This is a genomic window from Microcoleus sp. AT3-A2 (assembly GCF_036705685.1).
GTDB lineage: Bacteria > Cyanobacteriota > Cyanobacteriia > Cyanobacteriales > Microcoleaceae > Microcoleus.
In genome coordinates this window covers 69192-87046 of record NZ_JAUBVF010000018.1, presented here as the reverse complement: position 1 = coordinate 87046, position 17855 = coordinate 69192, and the positions used below count along the sequence as shown (strand labels likewise).

The 17855-nt window shown below is 46.3% G+C and carries 15 protein-coding genes; 13 read left to right on the top strand and 2 right to left on the bottom strand.

What is annotated here, in order from left to right:
• The first annotated feature begins 20 nt into the window (after positions 1-20).
• Both QUB37_RS13120 and QUB37_RS13115 read left to right on the top strand, forming a co-directional pair.
• On the top strand, positions 21-2090 hold the full coding sequence (locus tag QUB37_RS13120) for a hypothetical protein (protein ID WP_333162553.1): 2070 nt from the start codon (positions 21-23) through the stop codon (positions 2088-2090).
• A 126-nt stretch (positions 2091-2216) separates the two neighbouring features.
• Positions 2217-2990, top strand: coding sequence for a hypothetical protein (locus tag QUB37_RS13115; protein ID WP_333150561.1), 774 nt, complete (start codon positions 2217-2219; stop codon positions 2988-2990).
• A 354-nt stretch (positions 2991-3344) separates the two neighbouring features.
• On the opposite strand, the gene QUB37_RS13110 is transcribed toward QUB37_RS13115, so the two are convergent.
• Complete coding sequence (locus QUB37_RS13110) at positions 3345-3620, bottom strand: lipase (RefSeq protein WP_333046224.1); 276 nt, start codon at positions 3618-3620, stop codon at positions 3345-3347.
• Between the two features lie 152 nt (positions 3621-3772).
• Positions 3773-4096 carry a transcriptional regulator gene (locus QUB37_RS13105; protein WP_333046225.1) on the bottom strand — a complete coding sequence of 108 codons (324 nt, stop codon included), beginning with the start codon at positions 4094-4096 and terminating at the stop codon, positions 3773-3775.
• Between the two features lie 766 nt (positions 4097-4862).
• On the opposite strand from QUB37_RS13105, the gene QUB37_RS13100 reads away from it, so the two are divergent.
• The 11 genes from QUB37_RS13100 to QUB37_RS13050 all read left to right on the top strand — a co-directional run bounded on the left by QUB37_RS13100 (position 4863) and on the right by QUB37_RS13050 (position 17635).
• Entirely contained in the window at positions 4863-5195 is a 333-nt protein-coding gene (locus tag QUB37_RS13100) for a DNA primase (RefSeq protein WP_333162551.1), read from the top strand.
• Positions 5196-5581: 386 nt separating this feature from the next.
• Complete coding sequence (locus QUB37_RS13095) at positions 5582-6826, top strand: helix-turn-helix transcriptional regulator (protein ID WP_333046227.1); 1245 nt, start codon at positions 5582-5584, stop codon at positions 6824-6826.
• Between the two features lie 547 nt (positions 6827-7373).
• Positions 7374-11585: a plasmid replication protein, CyRepA1 family gene (locus tag QUB37_RS13090; protein WP_333162549.1), complete on the top strand. Its 4212-nt coding sequence runs from the start codon at positions 7374-7376 to the stop codon at positions 11583-11585.
• Positions 11586-12309: 724 nt separating this feature from the next.
• Entirely contained in the window at positions 12310-12900 is a 591-nt protein-coding gene (locus tag QUB37_RS13085) for a hypothetical protein (RefSeq protein ID WP_333150574.1), read from the top strand.
• 236 nt (positions 12901-13136) lie between these two features.
• Positions 13137-13340, top strand: a complete 204-nt coding sequence (locus QUB37_RS13080) for a hypothetical protein (protein WP_333162547.1) — start codon at positions 13137-13139, stop codon at positions 13338-13340.
• Positions 13341-13395: 55 nt separating this feature from the next.
• Positions 13396-13941 carry a tyrosine-type recombinase/integrase gene (locus QUB37_RS13075; RefSeq protein ID WP_015211723.1) on the top strand — a complete coding sequence of 182 codons (546 nt, stop codon included), beginning with the start codon at positions 13396-13398 and terminating at the stop codon, positions 13939-13941.
• A 1079-nt stretch (positions 13942-15020) separates the two neighbouring features.
• Complete coding sequence (locus QUB37_RS13070; protein ID WP_333162545.1) at positions 15021-15638, top strand: hypothetical protein; 618 nt, start codon at positions 15021-15023, stop codon at positions 15636-15638.
• Positions 15639-15729: 91 nt separating this feature from the next.
• Positions 15730-16314: a hypothetical protein gene (locus QUB37_RS13065; RefSeq protein WP_333162543.1), complete on the top strand. Its 585-nt coding sequence runs from the start codon at positions 15730-15732 to the stop codon at positions 16312-16314.
• A 100-nt stretch (positions 16315-16414) separates the two neighbouring features.
• Positions 16415-16762, top strand: a complete 348-nt coding sequence (locus tag QUB37_RS13060) for a hypothetical protein (RefSeq protein ID WP_333162541.1) — start codon at positions 16415-16417, stop codon at positions 16760-16762.
• Positions 16734-17048 carry a helix-turn-helix domain-containing protein gene (locus QUB37_RS13055; RefSeq protein WP_333162539.1) on the top strand — a complete coding sequence of 105 codons (315 nt, stop codon included), beginning with the start codon at positions 16734-16736 and terminating at the stop codon, positions 17046-17048. The genes QUB37_RS13060 and QUB37_RS13055 overlap by 29 nt, the downstream gene beginning before the upstream one ends.
• 392 nt (positions 17049-17440) lie before the next feature.
• Entirely contained in the window at positions 17441-17635 is a 195-nt protein-coding gene (locus tag QUB37_RS13050; RefSeq protein WP_015211718.1) for a hypothetical protein, read from the top strand.
• Positions 17636-17855: the final 220 nt, after the last annotated feature.

Here is a 17855-nt window from a genome sequence, read left to right as displayed (position 1 = left end):
AAATAATAGGAGATAAAAACATGAGTGAAAAAGAACTTCAAAATGGACACGAATTTGATGGCGAACCCGATGAAATTGAAGAAGTTTCCTACAATACGCCACCTAACAGCACAACTAGCCATCCTTTTAATGGCAACAATTCCTCTAATGAAGCCAATAACTTTTCCCACAGTTTTAATGGCAACAACTCCTCTAATGAAGCCAATAACTTTTCCCACAGTTCTAACAGTTTTCAGGCAGCTAACGCTCCTGATGGCGCTGGCAGCAATGGTAAAAAGACGTTCGGCTTGCGCTCAGTTGAGCCGTTGAGCCGTGAGGAGGAAAGAGAATTAGCTGGACATGACGGAGAAACCGATGAATTATTGACCTCTGAACACAGAATTAAACAGGACAACGAAGGAGCAGAAACTCATCCTGTTTCTGAGAAGCCCGAAGTTCGGACGTTTTCAGTATTAATGGGTACTGGCGCAGTTCTCGGAATCTTGGGATTCTTTTGGTTTGTCTTCTTTGCTCCTAAACCCGTCCGCCAACAGGCAAAAACGACGAACCCTAAACCTGTTCAAGTTTCTGAAGACGAGTCAGGAGAACTAAAAAGCCGACTGGCATTTCAAGATCAGCAGCGGACGCTAGAAGTTCAGCCACCTGAACCTAAAAATCGATCGACCCCTGCTCCCAAACCGACACCTGCACCAAAACCTGCACCAGCCGCTAGAAGGTCTCAAACCCCGAGGCCGGTTCAAAACTTTAATCCGCCACCACCAAGGACGGTACAAACCATTCCGCCTCCACAGCCGCCCGTACTGCGCCCTGCACCGCGCCCTGCACTGCCGCCTGCACCGCCCCCGCCTCGCCGGAGTCCGACGCCATTACCGCGCCCTGTGCCGCCGCCCGCACCGCTGGCACTTCGACCTGCGCCACCACCCCCGTCGCCCTCACCAGAAAAAGTAGATCCTTACGAGCGCTGGGCGCAATTAGCTTCTCTGGGGCAAAGCAGAGGTCAAGCAGTTAAAGAGCTAAATACTGAAGGTATTTCTGCCAGTTCCGCAACTTTTCCTAGCGCAATCGCGCCGGGGATGACAGTGGCAAACTACCCTGCCGTGCCGCCAGCAATGCCAGTACCGGCACCGCCCCCCAGTGCAGTAGCAATTGCGCCTACAGCAGCACAGGCACCGCCCCCCAGTGCAGTAGCAATTGCACCGGTACCATTGCCCCAACAGCAGCCGGTGCCGTCGATTTCTCAAAACCCGCAGCCAGTGCTAGTCAGTTCGCCAAAAAGCCCACAATCGGCTGCACCAATGCAAGAGATACCCGCGATCGCAATTGGAGATCCTGGCTCGGCTGTAAACGCCAAGGTCATGAGCCCTGGAGAAGCTGGAATTCTCAACCGCACGGCCGCCGGCGAAAACACTGAAAGCAGCACAGCAATGAGAGAGATAGCCATCGGGTCATCTGCTCAAGCCAAGGTAATCGTGCCGATGATTTGGGACGAAGCAGGCCAAAGCCCAACAGCCGGAAGGTTTGCCGTCCAATTGACCGAGGACGTGATAGCAACTGACGGGGCGATCGCCTTACCATCTGGCACCGTCTTAATCACTCAAGTAGAAAATGTCACGCGCGGAAATCGGCTGGTTTCTCAAAGCGTGGTGGCGCTTGTTTACCCCGATTCTGCTGGCCGCATCCAACAAGTACCCATTCCTCCGGGAAACTTGATCGTTCGCGGAACCGATAACCAACCTCTCATTGCCGACAGTTTATTTGACAGAGGTTCTGAAATAGCCAAGGCTGATATTTTAGTGGGAATTCTCGGCAGCTTGGGGCGGGTAGGAGAAATAATTAATCGACCCGCCCAAGAGACTTTCAGCCAGCAGAGCGGCTTTTTTGGAAGTACGGCTGTTAAAACAACAACCTCGCCTGAACCCAACATTTTAGCAGCCGCTTTAGAGGGATTCTTTACACCTACTGCCCAACGGCTGCGAGAAAGATCGGATCGCGACGCGCAAGAACTTTTGAAGCGCAGCAACGTGGCGATCGTACCAGAAGGAACTCAAGTTTCGGTATTTGTCAATGCGTTTGTCACAGTGCAGAGATAACGGAGTTGACATCCTCCCCGCCCTAAAGGAACGGAGATTCCAAAAATCACTTCTTGGGCTTCCTCTTTCCACGACTCGGCTTACTCAGATGGGGCTTTATACAAAAATCTTGGAGGTAATATAACCGTGAAAAAACTAACTCGAAAAATTCGTCTGGCTTTACTTTCTCCTGCCTTAATAATTGCCACTGCATTCAGCAATGTCAATATTGGGCAAGCTCAAACATCGGCGCTAAAAATTGTAGGAAGAGATGCAGCAACAAATACAACTACCAACCTTCAAGTATGGTCTGGCCGTTCCAGCGTTATTGACTTTAGCCAGACTGGTGAAGTCATTATGTACATCCGGTTGGCAGATCCGTCCAGGGCTGTCTTTAACACTGATGCTGAATTAAAAACTAACCAAGCTAGAACCATATTTGTCCAACCGATTCAACCCTTACAATTTCCTGGCGCTACAACAGCAAACATTACTAACCTGTTCGTTAAAACTCGCTCTCCTGAAGGAATTGAACGCCTTTATACCTTTAATGTCGTTCACCGGGACGGGCAACCTACTAATAATGGCATTGCCATCTCTACGGTAGTGCCTGGGCAAGAGCCAAGCGTAACTTTAGCAGACAATCGAACGGCGGCGCTCAGCGACATCGAACGGGGATTAGACATTGCCATCCGAAGAGGTTACACGCCTCCCAATGACTCCGTTGTCTTCAAAGTTCGAGAGTTCATCGCTCTAGCTCGAAATGGCACAGCTATTGCTAAAGCTGCTGAGAAAAGTAATCTATCAATGTCTGTTGTTATTTCACTAGGGCAGCTAGGGTTGAGTCGCGAACCTTTGTATGAAATTCCAAAAACGCCATCTCCTTCGCTCCCTCCTTTAACTCGAACTCCAGGAAATTAAATCCGTTTGCTCAACCAGAAATTTCAACTTCGTATCAAGCAACAGTCCGGACAGTTTTTAGCTCACAGCCTGAAATCCTTGCTGGTATGCTCAACTCATCAATAAAGGGTTTCCTTATCAAAAACCTGCTAATTTTGTCACTTCAGGAGTTGTAGGACTTGACCTAAATATTTCCAATAATCTACATCGTTGGGTTGAGCTCCTACAATCAACCTACTGTTGCTACTGTTGCATGATTTTGAAGAACTGGTAGGTTATTTCTGCCTTGCTAGAGTAGAAACTTGGTTATTTTACTCTAAGTTTGACCTCAGTTCTTACTTTCCCATCTCAAATTTATCGGTCATTTTTTAGGAACTATTTCATTGAAGCTATAGCTATAGATAGGGGTTCAGCCACTTGTAAGTCTTCAATCAGATTATCAACCCACCCCTGATAAGAGATGTATGGCACCTTAAAAACAGGTCTTAACTCTTCCCAATCCTCCACTTGAAAAAGATAGGGCGCTAACTGTTCTAAGTAGGAACGACCGAACTGAAATTCCATGTTGAGATTCCGAATCTTCGACAGTAATTTCTCTGAAATGGAAAGTTTTTCAAAGATATCTAATTCTGAAATACCCTTAACTGCCATGCTGTCTATTAACAAGACATAAAGCCTTTTGCGGGATGTTATATCCGGTAATAAATCAGCTTTAATACGCTGTAAAAATAAGTCGCGCTTCTGAATTTGTTCGGCAGTTAGCGTGGCATTGAAATATTGAATAAATGGATATTTTTCTCTTGTTAAGATACTTTCCGATACTTCTGCTGTCGTGCTTTTTTTTTACGAGCGATCGCCTCATAGGGATCTTCATCCCCTTCCGCATATTGCATCAACTCTGTCATAGACCAACCGATCGCATAGGCAAACTGGACTAACTTTTGCAATCTGGGATCGGCTTTGCCCTCGCTCCAGTTCACCAGGGTGTTGAATGAAACTCCTGTAATCCTTCCTAGTTCCCTAGAACTACCAACGCGCTCATCCTCCACCAACGCCTCTATTAACTGACCGAGACGTTTCTGGATTCCACTATCGAGCGCTAAATTTTCCTCTACTTTCGTTGACATTCCTGTTTTCTAATAGCTAAGGAGTTGCCGCAGGCATAATTGTATCGCCTGTATTATACCAGAATAACTCGTTTTACAGTCAATAGTATGATTCGCCTAACTTAATCTAAGCTCCAATCGCTAGCCTTAGACGGGATAATGATAGCCACTAATACTTTGACCCAAAACGTAACAATTCTTTACTTGATCAAACTTCTACTCGGCTATATGCTAGTTAAATGATAAATACTTTTATCAGACCCTCAAAAAATTTTGCCTCACCCTAATCCTAGTCGGAATCGCAAGTGAGGCTATTCTACCAGTGGAAGAGATACAGTTGTACAGAAAAACAACCTTAGAATCCCCATTCTGATTTTTTTCTGAACTGGACTCTTCCCAGACATTAAACACCGACGGCTGTTTGACAGCGATAGCCACCGGAGCTACTGAAGTTGTCATCTGACTAAGAGTTAACTGCCAGACCGGGCAGACTCTTGACTGTACTTCCATCGGCCGGACTTAACCGACTCTTGATGGCGGTACATCACATCTATCGGCCGACTTGTTGGAGCCGACTCTTGATGATGGTACATCTCTGGCCGACTTGTTGAAACCAGCTTTTGATGATGGTACATCTCTGGCTGACTTGTTAAAGCTGCCTTGATGGTTTTTCCATATTAAACCATTAGAAGCACTGAATCAATAGGTATGTCTTAGAATTTCTAGTATTTAAGACATTTACTGCTCCAACATTCGGCTTCCTCTACCCTTTGGAATAGGAGCCAAAATGCACTACAACGACCTAAGCACCCGCCTGTACCAGGGCTTGTCGCGGATTCCTCAAGACTGGCAACTCTGCTTGCTCGACGGCAAGAAAGTCCCTCAAGGCACGGGCTGGCAGCAAAAGCCACTGACTCCCGCCAAAATGAAAGAAGCCGTAACCAACGGCTGGACGGTAGACAAAGCCGATGGCACTCAATACCGCTGCTACCCCAAAGGCTACGGACTGATCACCGGTACGCCAATTGCCGCCAACGGCGCTGCTTACGTAGTCATTAGGGCAATCAAAGACTGGCAAAAGCAAAAGAACTCAGAAACCGCGAAGACGGAGGAGAGTTGATAGCGATCGCTGACATTTACCCCCAGCCCTGCCACCGCCGCTACTGGGTGAGCGATCGCAACGGCCCCACAGAAGAGCGATTTACTTCGTGATGCGACGATAAAACTTTGTAATTAGCAAACCCATCAACCTGACAAGCACGATGGACCGACCATAACAGGTGGAGACAGATCGCCCCCATGTCTGGCAAGAAAATCTGCGATAATCAAAACCTTGAGGTTAATATAGACTCTAATAACCTTAGCAACAGCTCCTACGCGGAGCCAAAGCAATCGCAACGGTCACATAAGTCATCTACAGAACCCCGGCTATGCCAAAGAAAATTCTACGAAGAATGCCCCAGTAGTGCAATCACAGATACGATCTATACGGCTGGAGTCACTGGTATGGATTTCTGGGAAATAAGCGAAACCAGTTTGAATGGTCGCAAAGATTTTTCCAAAGGTCGAGTTGAACTGCAAATCCGAGATCGCTTTGACCTAACAGACTTTGCTGAAATTGCCTATCAAGCCAAGGAAATTATCGCCCAGAACTTCGGAGAAGAAACCCTCAAACTGCACTATGCACTGGCAATGATTGCCTTCCGCAAGCCCGAAGTCGGGAGAGAGCAAATTACAGTATCAGCATCTAAACTCCTAGCTGACTTTGGTGAGAATAACAAAAAGAAACACTACATCCCAAAAGCCGAACGAGACGCCAATAGCCAGCCAGCCCGATACCTTTCTAAAGAAGAAAAACTAAGAGCCTTAGCCTATCATGGATATCTGCTAAAACGATTAGAAGTTTCCGTTAAAGCTTGGCGGATACGCAATAAAATATTTACTATTGAACACTCCAATCTCTGGGAGATTTTTCAAATTACCGAGGTGTTTCATCAAGAAAAAAACACCTTGATCGATATTGAAATCACTTATCGCCCTGGCAAATGGTTTGACAAATTTGCAGGTCACGAATACTTGCGGGAATTTGGCTACATTACCAGCGAGGCGCTAAAACTAGATTATTACCAGGAAAAAATGGCTCTCAGACTGGCTTATTTTGCCCTATTTGCCCTGCAACAGCACAAAAGCGGTCGGTATCAAATAGAAACACTGCTGACGCGAATCGGGTATAAGAACGACATAGAGACAGCAAAGAGAAACGGAGTTACTGCCTCGAATTTAAAGCGCAGCTTCGATCGAGGGCTGAAAACACTGGGAAATTTTGAATACCCCTACCTCTTTGACTACGAGTCCGATGTCCCTGACTGGGCGTATCCAAACAGCCAAGTTAAAAAGCCCCATCACTGGTTTGAAACCTGGCTACAACTTAACGGGACTTTACGCCAGCCAGAAGCGCTACCCAAACACCCACAACAACCCGAACCAAAACCAGAGCAACCGCAACCGCCCAAAAGACCCGCCCACAAGCAGAAGTCAGCTCAGCCAGCAGCCAACCTAACCGAACCCATAGCTTTTGGTCAATGGGTGAGAGAAGCTCGGAAAACTATGGAAGAAAGCCTGAGAACAATGGCAAAAGAGCTGGGGATTTCAGCATCCCAGCTATCTCAGATTGAAAACGGCTGCTATCCACATACCATCAAGCCCAGCCTGAAAACCAAGATAATTCGTCACCTTGGCTTAAATGAGTAACTAGCCAACCAAAAGGCATCTTGCATCCAGCGGAAAGACTCCCAATTCAGGGGGTCTTTTTAGCTTTTTGAGCAGCAGAGTGTTTAAACCGCTAAACACCTAAAAAATTGGCAAATTTGCTTGAATCTCTTATCTGAAAATGGTTTCAGCGCCTAAACACTTTGGGGGTATTCGGAAAAGTTTAGGGGGTATTCGGAAAAGTTTAGGGGGTATTCGGAAAAGTTGTAAATTTGAAACCTTTGTCCTGTATAGCTTTCAGCGCCTAAAAATCTCCTGAGTAGTTTGAGTAGTTTAACGGAGTGTCACTAACCACAGCAGCCGAGTCAGACAGGCTAAGGATTGATTTCAAATTCTGCCCAATATAAAACGTGACGAGAGAAATTTATCTGAGGTGCTGGAACGCTCGCCGTCAAACCAAGCGCACGGGAAGTGTCCATAGCTTCACTGAAATCAAAGAAGCACCCCTGTGCAGACGAAAAGCCCGCTCAACTCCACCTAACCCACAAAGCCTCACACCCCTACCTTCCACCAACACCGGGGGTGTCCAATGACATCACCCATCTCCCCCCTGTCCGAATGGCTGGCTTCGGCCATAGACCCCGACCTCATCGCCCTCAACATCCAAACCCTCTCAGGCGACACCCCGTACCAATACCTCCTGTACGAAATCAACGCCGCCTCCGGCAGAGTCCACCCCGACGCACAATGGCGGTGGGCCAGAAAACACTACAGCCACATCGAACACGGCGGCTGGTGGTGCTCAGGCCTTGACCCCCTCAACAACTGGCAGCCCATGTATTGGGGCTGCTTCAAACCCCACCAGCCCCGAAATGCCTTTGACCCCAAAGGCAAAATCAAACCCGTCAAGTACGAACACCCCCCCAAAACCCCCACTAGAGCCTTTTTCCTGCAAGTCCCAGACCACATCTGGGCAAAAGTCGCAGAACGCTACGGTGTCCCCATCGACAACTCAGACAGACAACTTGGCTTCTGGCAATGGGTGTGGGACAACAACATCCCCGTCATCATCGTCGAAGGCGTAAAAAAAACCGGATGCCTACTCACACTGGGCTACGCCGCCATCGCCCTCCCCGGTGTCACCGGCGGTGTTAGAACCAAAACCCCTCAAGGCGAGAAATGCGACCCCTACCTCATCCCCGAACTGCAACACTTTGCCACAGAGGAACGCTCCATCTACATCTGCTTTGACCGCGACAGCAAACGCCAAACCGTCCAAAATGTCAACCGGGAAATTGGCAAACTCGGCCGCCTGTTCACAGCCGCTAATTGCCCCGTCAAAGTCATCAACCTGCCAGGACCAGAAAAAGGCGTTGACGATTTCGTGGTATCGAAGGGCTCCGATGCCTTCAGCGCCCTCAAAAATGAAGCGCAAGGCTTCCAATTCTGGCTCGCTAGGGAATCATGGCTTTTAACCTATCCCGCGTCTTTAAAGCTAAATTCTCGCTATCTGGGAAAACTCCCCTATCCAGAGTCCGGGTTAGCCTGCATCAAAGCCCCCAAAGGCACCGGCAAAACCCAAGCCCTCACCAACTTAGTCTCACAATCCCTTTCCACAGGCGATCGCCGCGTGCTGATAATTACCCATAGGATTCAACTGGGCAGGGCTATCTGTGCCAGCTTAGGAATCAACTACATCGACGAAACCAGAGACTCAGCCGAGGGTAAACTGTTCGGATACGGCTTGTGCATAGACAGCCTCCACCCCCTATCTCAAGCTAAATTCAATCCTGAAGACTGGTTCGGTGCGATTGTCATCATCGATGAGTGCGAACAAGTCATCTGGCACGCCTTAAACAGTTCAACTTGCCGCGAAAACCGAGTCACCATCTTGCAAACTCTGCAAGAGCTCATCCACAACGTCTTGACAAGTGGAGGCTTAGTTGTTGCCCAAGATGCAGATTTATCGGATTACAGCATAGACTACCTAATAGCCATAGCAGGTATCCCTATTTCCCCTTGGGTTGTTATCAATGAGTGGCAGCCCAAACGAGGGCGAGATGTGACTTTTTTTGCCACTTCTAATCCGGCTTCGCTGTATGTGCAGATGGAGCAAATTCTGTCTCAAGAAGTCACTTGTTGTGACCTTGAAAGTCGTGCCGAATGTTGTCCTATAAGCCATGCTGAATGTTGCCCTATAAAGCCTGCTAAATGTGCTCCTGAAAGCCGCGCCGAATGCTGTCCTATAAGCCGTGCTGAATGTGGCTCTATAAAGCCTGCTGAATGTTATCCTGAAAGCCGTGCCGAGTGCTGTCCTATAAGCCGTGCTAAATATAGCTTTAAAAGCAATGCTGAATATTGTCCGAAAAACCCTGGTGAATGTTATCCTGAAAACCCGGCTGAATGTGACTCTAAAAGCTGTGTTGAATATTGTCCGAAAAAACCTGCTAAATATTATCCTGAAAACCCGGCTGAAGGTGAGTTTAAAAGCTGTGTTGAATATTGTCGGAAAAGCCGTGCTGAATGTACCTATAAAAAGCGTACTAAATGTCCTTCTAAAAGCTGTATTAAATCTTGTCAAAACTGTGCTGTATCTGACTCTGAAAGCCGTGCCAAATTTTGTCCTATAAGCGATGCTAAATGTGATGATCAAAGCCGTGCCAAATCTTGCCCTATAGACCCCACAGAATGTTGCTCTATCAACCATACTGAATGTCACCATCTAAAGCGCTATCGCCCACGCATTATGGTTGTAGAAGACTCACAAAAAGTTACAGGCAATTGGTCTTGTCGCAACCTTGAAACACAACTACAAAAACGCTTTCCTCATCAGCGAATTCTCAGGATTGATAGCGAATCAGTATCAGATCCAAATCATCCCGCTTACGGTTGCATTGACCAACTAAATACGCTCATACAAAACTATGATATCATCATCGCTAGCCCCACAATTGGCACAGGAGTTAGCATTGACCTTCGCCATCATTTTACAGCGGTTTTCGGCATTTTTAAAGGAGCAATTGCTGTCAATGACGCTTTGCAAGCACTAGCGCGAGTTCGAGATGAAACAGTGCCTTGGTTTGTCTGGACTGCGCCCTTTGGTGTGGGCAAAATTGGCAATGGCAGTTCGAGTTACCAAGCAATTCTCAAATCTCAAAAAAAAGTCATCACAACCAATCTCAAATTGTTGCAAAACGTGGATTTTGACATTGATGAAGCTTACGACCCAATTCACTTGCGGACTTGGGCTAAAATGGGGGCGAGAATTAATGCTGGGATGTGGAACTACAGGGAGGCAATTTGGGAAGCTTTAAAAGCTGAAGGGCATTCTGTTTCGCTATGTCGAGAGAATCAATTACAACAAGAACTCAAAGTTTTGCTGTTACGACAGCTTGCAGCAAACAATGCTCAAAATTGGGATTTATTGGAAGAACTAGAGTCGCAAGACCGCAAATTAAAGTCGGAGTTAGATAGCCGGGAAACGGTAGCAGCTTGCATCCGTGCAGAAGCGACATCTATCAAGGAAGAGAATAAATTGTTAGAAGCGCAGGCTGTTAATAATGCTTCTGACATTACTCTTTCTAAATACTTAGAATTGAAGGACAAACGGGCTAAGACTCGTGATGAACTAAACCAGCAGCGCAAGTATCAATTACAAGAGACTTATGGAGTGCCCATCACACCTGAACTTAAGTTGAAGGATGATGCTGGCTGGCTGCCTCAAATTCGCTTACATTACTATTTAATTTATGACCCGGAGTTGGTCAGATTTCGAGATAAAAATCACTTGGCGGGGCATCTGGAAAGGGGGCAAGGAAAGGTGTGTCCTCAAGATTTGCGTTTGCTGACGGCAAGTGTGGAAGCTTTGAAGGCGTTGGGGATAAAGTCGTTGTTTAATGTTAACCGGGAGTACCGGGGGACTGACGCGGATGTGATAGCTTTTGCGGAACAAGTGAAGCAGTGCAGTGTTGATATTAAGGATTTTCTGGGTATTAGTGTCAGTCCTCAGATGACACCAATGGAGGTGGTGCAGTATATTTTAAGGGGTAAGCTGGGCTTTACTTTGCGGCGGGTTCGCCAAGAAAGGTCGGAGGAACGAGATGCTAAAGGTCGGCCCAAACGTATTAGGGTTTACCAGTTTGAGTTTCCCCAGGATGGCAGGGAGGCGATTTTTGAGGTTTGGCAGCAGCGGGATAAAGAGGCAGTGTCGGCGGAAGGTGCACGAGAGTGTTTAGAAGGGGTTTCTAGTGGCACAGGGTCGGATAATAATATAGAGATGTCATCGGGTGTGCCTCCCCTTGGTTTATCTCAACAGATTAATGAGGTGGGAACTGCTGGCACAGGGTTGGATAATAATATAGGGATATCTGAGGTTGTGCCGCCTCTTGGTTTATCTCAACAAAATAATGAGGTGGGAACTGTTGGCACAGGGTCGGATAATAATATAGAGATATCTGAGGGTGTGTCGCCTCTGGATGAGGAATGGGCTCACACTACTCAAGTGTTCGGAGTGGAAGCTGCACCTGGGGAGACATTAACAACTGAAGAGATGGGAGTTGCAGCTTCATATCAGGCGATAGAACCCGAAAATCACGCTATTCCCACTTATGAGGCAAAAGTACCCCAAATAGCACCGTTTGAGCTGAAAGTTGGCTCGGTGGTGAGGTTCTGCGGTGAGGTTCAGAAATATGTCGTTAGAGCTGTTTCTGGGGCTCAGGTAATGGTGAAATCCCTGTTTTCGGGGCAATTCGTCAACACTTACGCACACCGCTTAGAGCTTGCAGAAGAGGGGACAGGATGAGTCTCTTATGGCGATCGCGATTGATGCTCAGTATTTATTCAGGAGTTGCCTGCTGCTCAACATACTTTTTAAGTTGCTCATTCGGTAATTGTCACTTCACCCATAACGAAAGCAGTAGCCACTTTATCCTTCCAGCAAGCTACTGCTTTTGTATACGTAAGTTATGCGCTTGCTCCCTCTATAGCAGCGGTACGAAGTTCTAAGCATTGCAGGCATTATTAGTGCAATTTTATGGTTCCATCTAGCGTGCCAAGTTAGGGGTGAAATGACAGTAATGTCCGATTAATTTTTGATTAACTTTTATCTCCGCGCCTACCGTCGCGGAGTGGAAGACAGCTGAACTAACAATTCCCGCACCCGGCCTACAAACAAAGCGAGCTACTGAAACCACTTTCCGCAGAGAGTGCTAATTGTGGCGACTGAACGCTCACTCGCCACTGTCCCCTCGCATTGGCGCCCGTCACGCGCGAGGCGATCGCAAAGAAAGAAAACACAACTTTTCGCTTTCCTGAAACCGCTTAGATCCTCGTACAGCAGGCCGGGACTGTTGAATTAATTATCAGAGGAGGTGTATTTCTCCTCAGTTAATCATCCAAAAGGCTGAAGTTAATTATCCGTTTTTTCAGCCCGTGTAGCCATGCTGCACCATGTTGTCAACTGTTGCAATCTAAAAAAGGTTAGCAATGCTTACCGCGAAAATTTTGATTTGGAGTTTTCTGTTAATATGACTATCCAAACTATCAACGATGTACTATTTCCCCCTTTCCTTTTTACCACTCTCTTTTGCTTAGCCTCAGTATTCCTGCACAAACCTGAAGCAGCCCAAGAAGAACTCACAGACAATCGAACCCAAGTAAATGTGTCAACAGTCGCAACACCATCCGATGGTATTGGCAGTGCCGTAAATGGAGCAACAATTGAAATTGAGAAACCAGCCAGATCCCATCACACTCGCCATCAGACCACAGGCAAAAAAACACCAAACAAACCAGCAAAACCAATTGATTTTGCCGCACATTCAGGCGCAAGCACAACCTCAGTTCCTGCCGTTAATACTTCAATAATTTCACTTAGGCAAGCTCGCAAAATTGCTAGCGCCATCAAAGCTGCTGCGCCAGAACTGGGGTTCAAGCAAAAAGTTAACGGCTCTGATTCCTCTATTGAATGGTTGCAGGCTCAAATCAAAAATCGGCTGGAAAATTCTCCCCTAATTGTGATGCCTATCATCCTCAAGCTTGCTCCCAAAGCGGTGATTGCAAATACTCTAGCATCTGCTACTTCCGAACTAGGTGAAAGTGCGCGTTCAGTGTCCTAACAGCGAACGAAAAGTTTCTCAACCAACCAGCGTACTCGTTTACCCTCCGAAACTTATAACAATGCCCAAGCCTTACGAAGGCTTGGGCAGTTCTTTTGACCTGAATAAGCGATTTTCCAAGAAAATCCTAATTTTTTATTAAAGGGGAACAAAACTAGCAAAACAACTTGCAAAGTGAATCAAAAAATAGTATAATCAAATTATTACAAGCGCCACTTCTATTTGAGCGTACTGTTATGGCGGCACTTAAACCTGTTACCTTCCTAGACCTCATAGATGCGATCGCCACCTTGCCAATTATCAATTTGCCTGAGAATTTAAGTCAGTTGAGTAGCAATAAAAGCCAATCTAACTGCAATAAAGGACGCGGGCGGAGGCATCCTCGGCGCAGCGCCCCGCAAGTGGCCCATCAAGCGATAAAAGCTTTTCGGCAGACTTGACGAAAAGACACTTTCGTCCAATAATAAGGGAGCTTTCATTTTGGAGGGCTGCGCCGTGAAGGTTCAAGGCAACGGGCGTGCTAAGATTTTGACGCCCGCCGAAATATCTAGGCTGTTCGACCGGGGTTTTGTTACAGCAAGGGATAGGCTTTTGTTTGCTGTGACCTTTTATTGTGCCTGTCGTATTTCAGAGGCGTTAGCTTTAACAACTCAGGACATTGTTGGCGGTGTGGTGACGCTGCGGAAAGCGACAACTAAGGGCAAGTCAGCAACGCGAACGCTGCCGCTACATCCCATGTTGGCTAAGTTTTTATTGGCTTACAATCCAGATGCGGGTTTTTTGTTTCCGGGGCGAGAGGGTACGAAGCCTTTGACACGCTCTCAGGCAGACTTGATTTTTAAAGAAGCTTGCAAACGGGTAAGAATTAAGGGAGCTTCCACACATTCGATGAGGCGGACAGCACTCACGAACTTGAGCAATGCTGGGGTGCCACTGCGGGTAATTATGGAGATATCAGGTCACAAAAATTTGTCGAGCCTCCAGCGCTATTTAGAAGTGCAGCCGGAACAGCTTGTCAAGGCACTCGGGATTCTGAAGTGAAGCTATCGCGACTTTGGTTCGCCAGATTGTTTCAACAGTTGAAGGGCTCTCCCGTAAGTCTTCTTTGAATTCAGGCGATATTTGGACGCAAGGCTCGCGAAGGCTCGCGATGGCTACCCATTTCTTCCCGGATGTATTTGAGCTAAAACAAAGGCAACTGCTATCCGCGACAATCCTGACTGGTTTGAGCCGCCTGCTCAAGAGTGAGGTGTGAATAAGCTTTCCTGACTCTTGAGTTGTAATTGACGTAATCCCCATAACTCCATAAAAACTATCTTACGGAACCAGTCAAAGGGCAGATAGATATATACTTACTGCTGCAAATGCTAGGAACTGCCCAAATCATTAAAAATGACTCCACCAATCAACAAGCCGAAGGTACTTATCAGTGCGACACCAGCAGTAAATACACCGGAATCCTGATTGTCATTACACCCACAAACCGCCAATATTTACCCCTTAAAAGTTAGATATTTGGGGTAATTTTGATTGGTAGCGACTACTATATCACTAAAAAAAAGCTCAAAGAGTTAAGCTATTTTCGGGCGAAAAGCCCTTGTAAAAATCTAGGGATATTCATTGATAGTCAGAAGATTGAACTGACAAATTTATCAGTACAAGACAGGTTTGGCCTTGTCAAAGAGCGGCAGCCCTGTCACGCGCGCGTGAAGAAGGCTCTCAAACACCTTCCATTTGGTTGACGACGTTAGCGCAGCCGGAGAAGAGGATCGCTCGATCTGATTTTTTTCAACCGCTCACGACAATAAATCTTGTTTCTGATCGATCGCGAGCACCTAGGATGATGTAAATACGTCGTTAGCACAGCCGGAGAAGAGGATCGCACTCAGCCAGCGGGCTGGTCAAAGAGCGGCTATCGCCGCTATTGGGAGTGACCTGCTCATTTAAGTTTCATCCATTCTTAACAATAGCGAACGCATTCACCTAGGAAAGCCTTCATCACGGGCGATCGCCCTCAAAAAAGCCAGTTAGCTGTTAAGAATTATGATTGACTTCTATTTCAGTTAACTGGCTCCCTTTCAATTAACCACACAAAATTCAAAGAGGGAGGCTATCTCGCCATGAACGGACAAAACTTGAATTTACTGCCAGTACCACTACCGCCCATGCTGCCAGAAATGGTGGGTATCGTTGCTGATTCCCGATACTTCGCCATGTTTTATATGGGCAGCAAAGCTACTTGGACTGATGGTAGAGGGTTAGGGACTTTCAGTTACTATGCCGTGTACGAGCCACTTACTGAACATCCCGCTCTCGCCCTCGAGCTGGAACCATACCACCTCGGTTCCGATGATGAATTTCCCACCCATGCAATTGTGTGCGATCGCTTGGAAGAAAAGATGTATGTCGGAGATTACCCAGAAGTAGAGAAATTTCTCAATATCCAGCACCCGCCGCTGCCCACTCTGTCACCAGAAGAGGTTGAACAGCAACGGCAAAGGATTGAGGAAGAACTGGCAAACTTTGACATTTCCACGTTCCAGAAGTTGGGGATGTTTGAGTTGTTGGCAGGGCACAATCAACAACAAAAGCAGGAGCTAGTGGAATTGGGGCATTGGCTTGACCAACAAGTAACTGAAGATTTGCTCCGGCGATATCTCGAAGCTGCTAATAAAGGTAATTGGACAGCGATTTCTGTACTGCAAAGATTTTTGCAACGCATCCCTAAAATTTTTTGACAACAGAATCATTACCATTAAGCGAACGCAATCTTTCCTTGTAACTATGAGAGAGATTGGTATTAGTGCCAATTCCTAGTAACACTAATTAATGGCCAAAAACTCTGCCTATTTCCGTAACAAAAATAAAACACAGAATCAAGTAGTAGCCATTGGAGAAAGAGCGCTTGTACAATGCGTTAAAAGCTGGTGTCCTCCCAGTTTTGAATCAAGATTTCCATGGAAAATCATCCCTTTCTGGATTCCTATACTTCCTGAGCGCCCACACTCTGATGCAGAAATTTTCAAGTTTGAACCGCTCCACTATCACTTTGACTTTCGCTTTTGGCATGACCGACTTATCAACTTATTCTTCACAGATGGGGAAACTGCTGAAGATTGGCAAGCACGAGTTCAATTAGCTTGTGAAGTTATCGAAATAAAACAAGTGGTGCGCTTGTGCTACCGCAATATACCAATCCTTTCAGCCGACTACAACTTCTTGCCACGCTTGGAGGAAGCTTACTCGAATTGCTCCTTGCTGCCTGGTAATATTTGCCCCCACAAAGGTTATAAACTTTTGCCAAATACCAAGCACCCTAATTTAGGAACCTGCCCGGGTCACGGCTTAGCATTTAACTTCAAAACAGGGCAATTATGCCGGAGAAAGGAATTTACACAGCTTGATTTCAGTTGATTGATTTAGGGGAAGATCGCGCTGCTATTTCTTTATCAATAAATTTGCCTGAAAACCTGTCAAAAAAAGTCAGGTGCAATCGATTCACAGCTATGAACTTATGTCAATCTTAAAAGGAAGTCGAGATTTGATTTCGGCGCTGTTGCTAAGAGATTTGAAGGGGATGCCACCTTCAATCGAATTGCCTGCTAATTTTGCCAAAATTCACAGGCCGCGCTTTGAGTGCGGGGAGATGGTGCGCTGGACGGGTGTTGGCGAAGAAGCTGATTGGGGGATAGTTATTGGCAAATTTTACAACTGCGAACCGCGCCGGTACTGTTGGATGTGGTGCTACATAATTTGGCTGGCTGCTAATTCCAAGAGCGCAGCTTGGTGTCAGTTTGATACGGCGCGGGAGGAAGATTTGGAGGGGTTTGAGGATGAAAAAGCCGCAGACTTTGACAGATAGAGAGCGCAATTTAATTGCAGCTTACAGCCAATGCCAATTGGGAATGACGCCGAAGCAGTTTTATGGCAAGTGGGCGGTGAGTTACGAGGAAATCGCTTTTATTTGTTCCCGTTCTAATTCTACAGTGCGGGGTTGGTTTAAAAAGGGAAAAAATCGAAGATTTCCTACTGCTGTTGATTTGCGCCATTTGGCAGTAATGGACTTTCTGCTGGAACATTTTGAGGAAATTCCAGAGGCACTGGCAACCTTGCTATGTCGGCTTTCTGAAGATAATAGCGTGCATTAGTAGTGGCGCGTCTGCTTGAAATTAGTGCATTGAACAATTGCCCGTGTTTTCTCAAATTGATAAACTTCAAAGCGTTTCACGGAGGCCCAGCACCCGTTATGGATCAAAGAAACTCTTTCTCCCCCTCTCCCCTTCTCCCTTCTCCCCTTCTCCCCTGCGAGTTTCTGAGGAGATTTCTAATGCCTCATTTCCAAATAGACGCGCCACTATTGTTTTTGATTTTATATACATCAAGCCTTTTCAGCATCAAAAAATAATTTGAGCTGGTTTCAGCACAAATATAGTCAATTGTCAATATCACCGTGACCTGTCTTTGACAATATTGTTTCAATTAAGGTAATGGCAGGTAATCAAACACAAACACAATTTGTTACTGTTATCAGGAGGTTAAAATGACCTATTTTGAGAAGTTGCACCCGTGGTGCTTAATTCGCTTACTTCCTAATTGCCAGCGTATTGTTGTGGCGCGATTCCGCAAGAGAAACGATGCAGATGAGCATCTGCGGGTTTTGCAACGGTTGGTTAAACATCGCACATTTGTGATTATTTTTGATAGTCAAGAACAGCCAGTTTTGCCTCAAGATTGATGGGTCAAGCTTATTTTGAAGTCGAATTAGTCAAAGTACCTGCATTAGATTAATAACTCCGCTTCTCCACAATTTCTCCTAGTTATCAATCCAACTGATAACTGGGAGAGTTTTTGATGGGTGCATAAGTCCTAACTATGTAAAATTTGAGTAGCAGTCAAATCAACAGAACAAATTATACAAGACTTACGCCCCAAGTGTTTAAATACACTATTGGTAG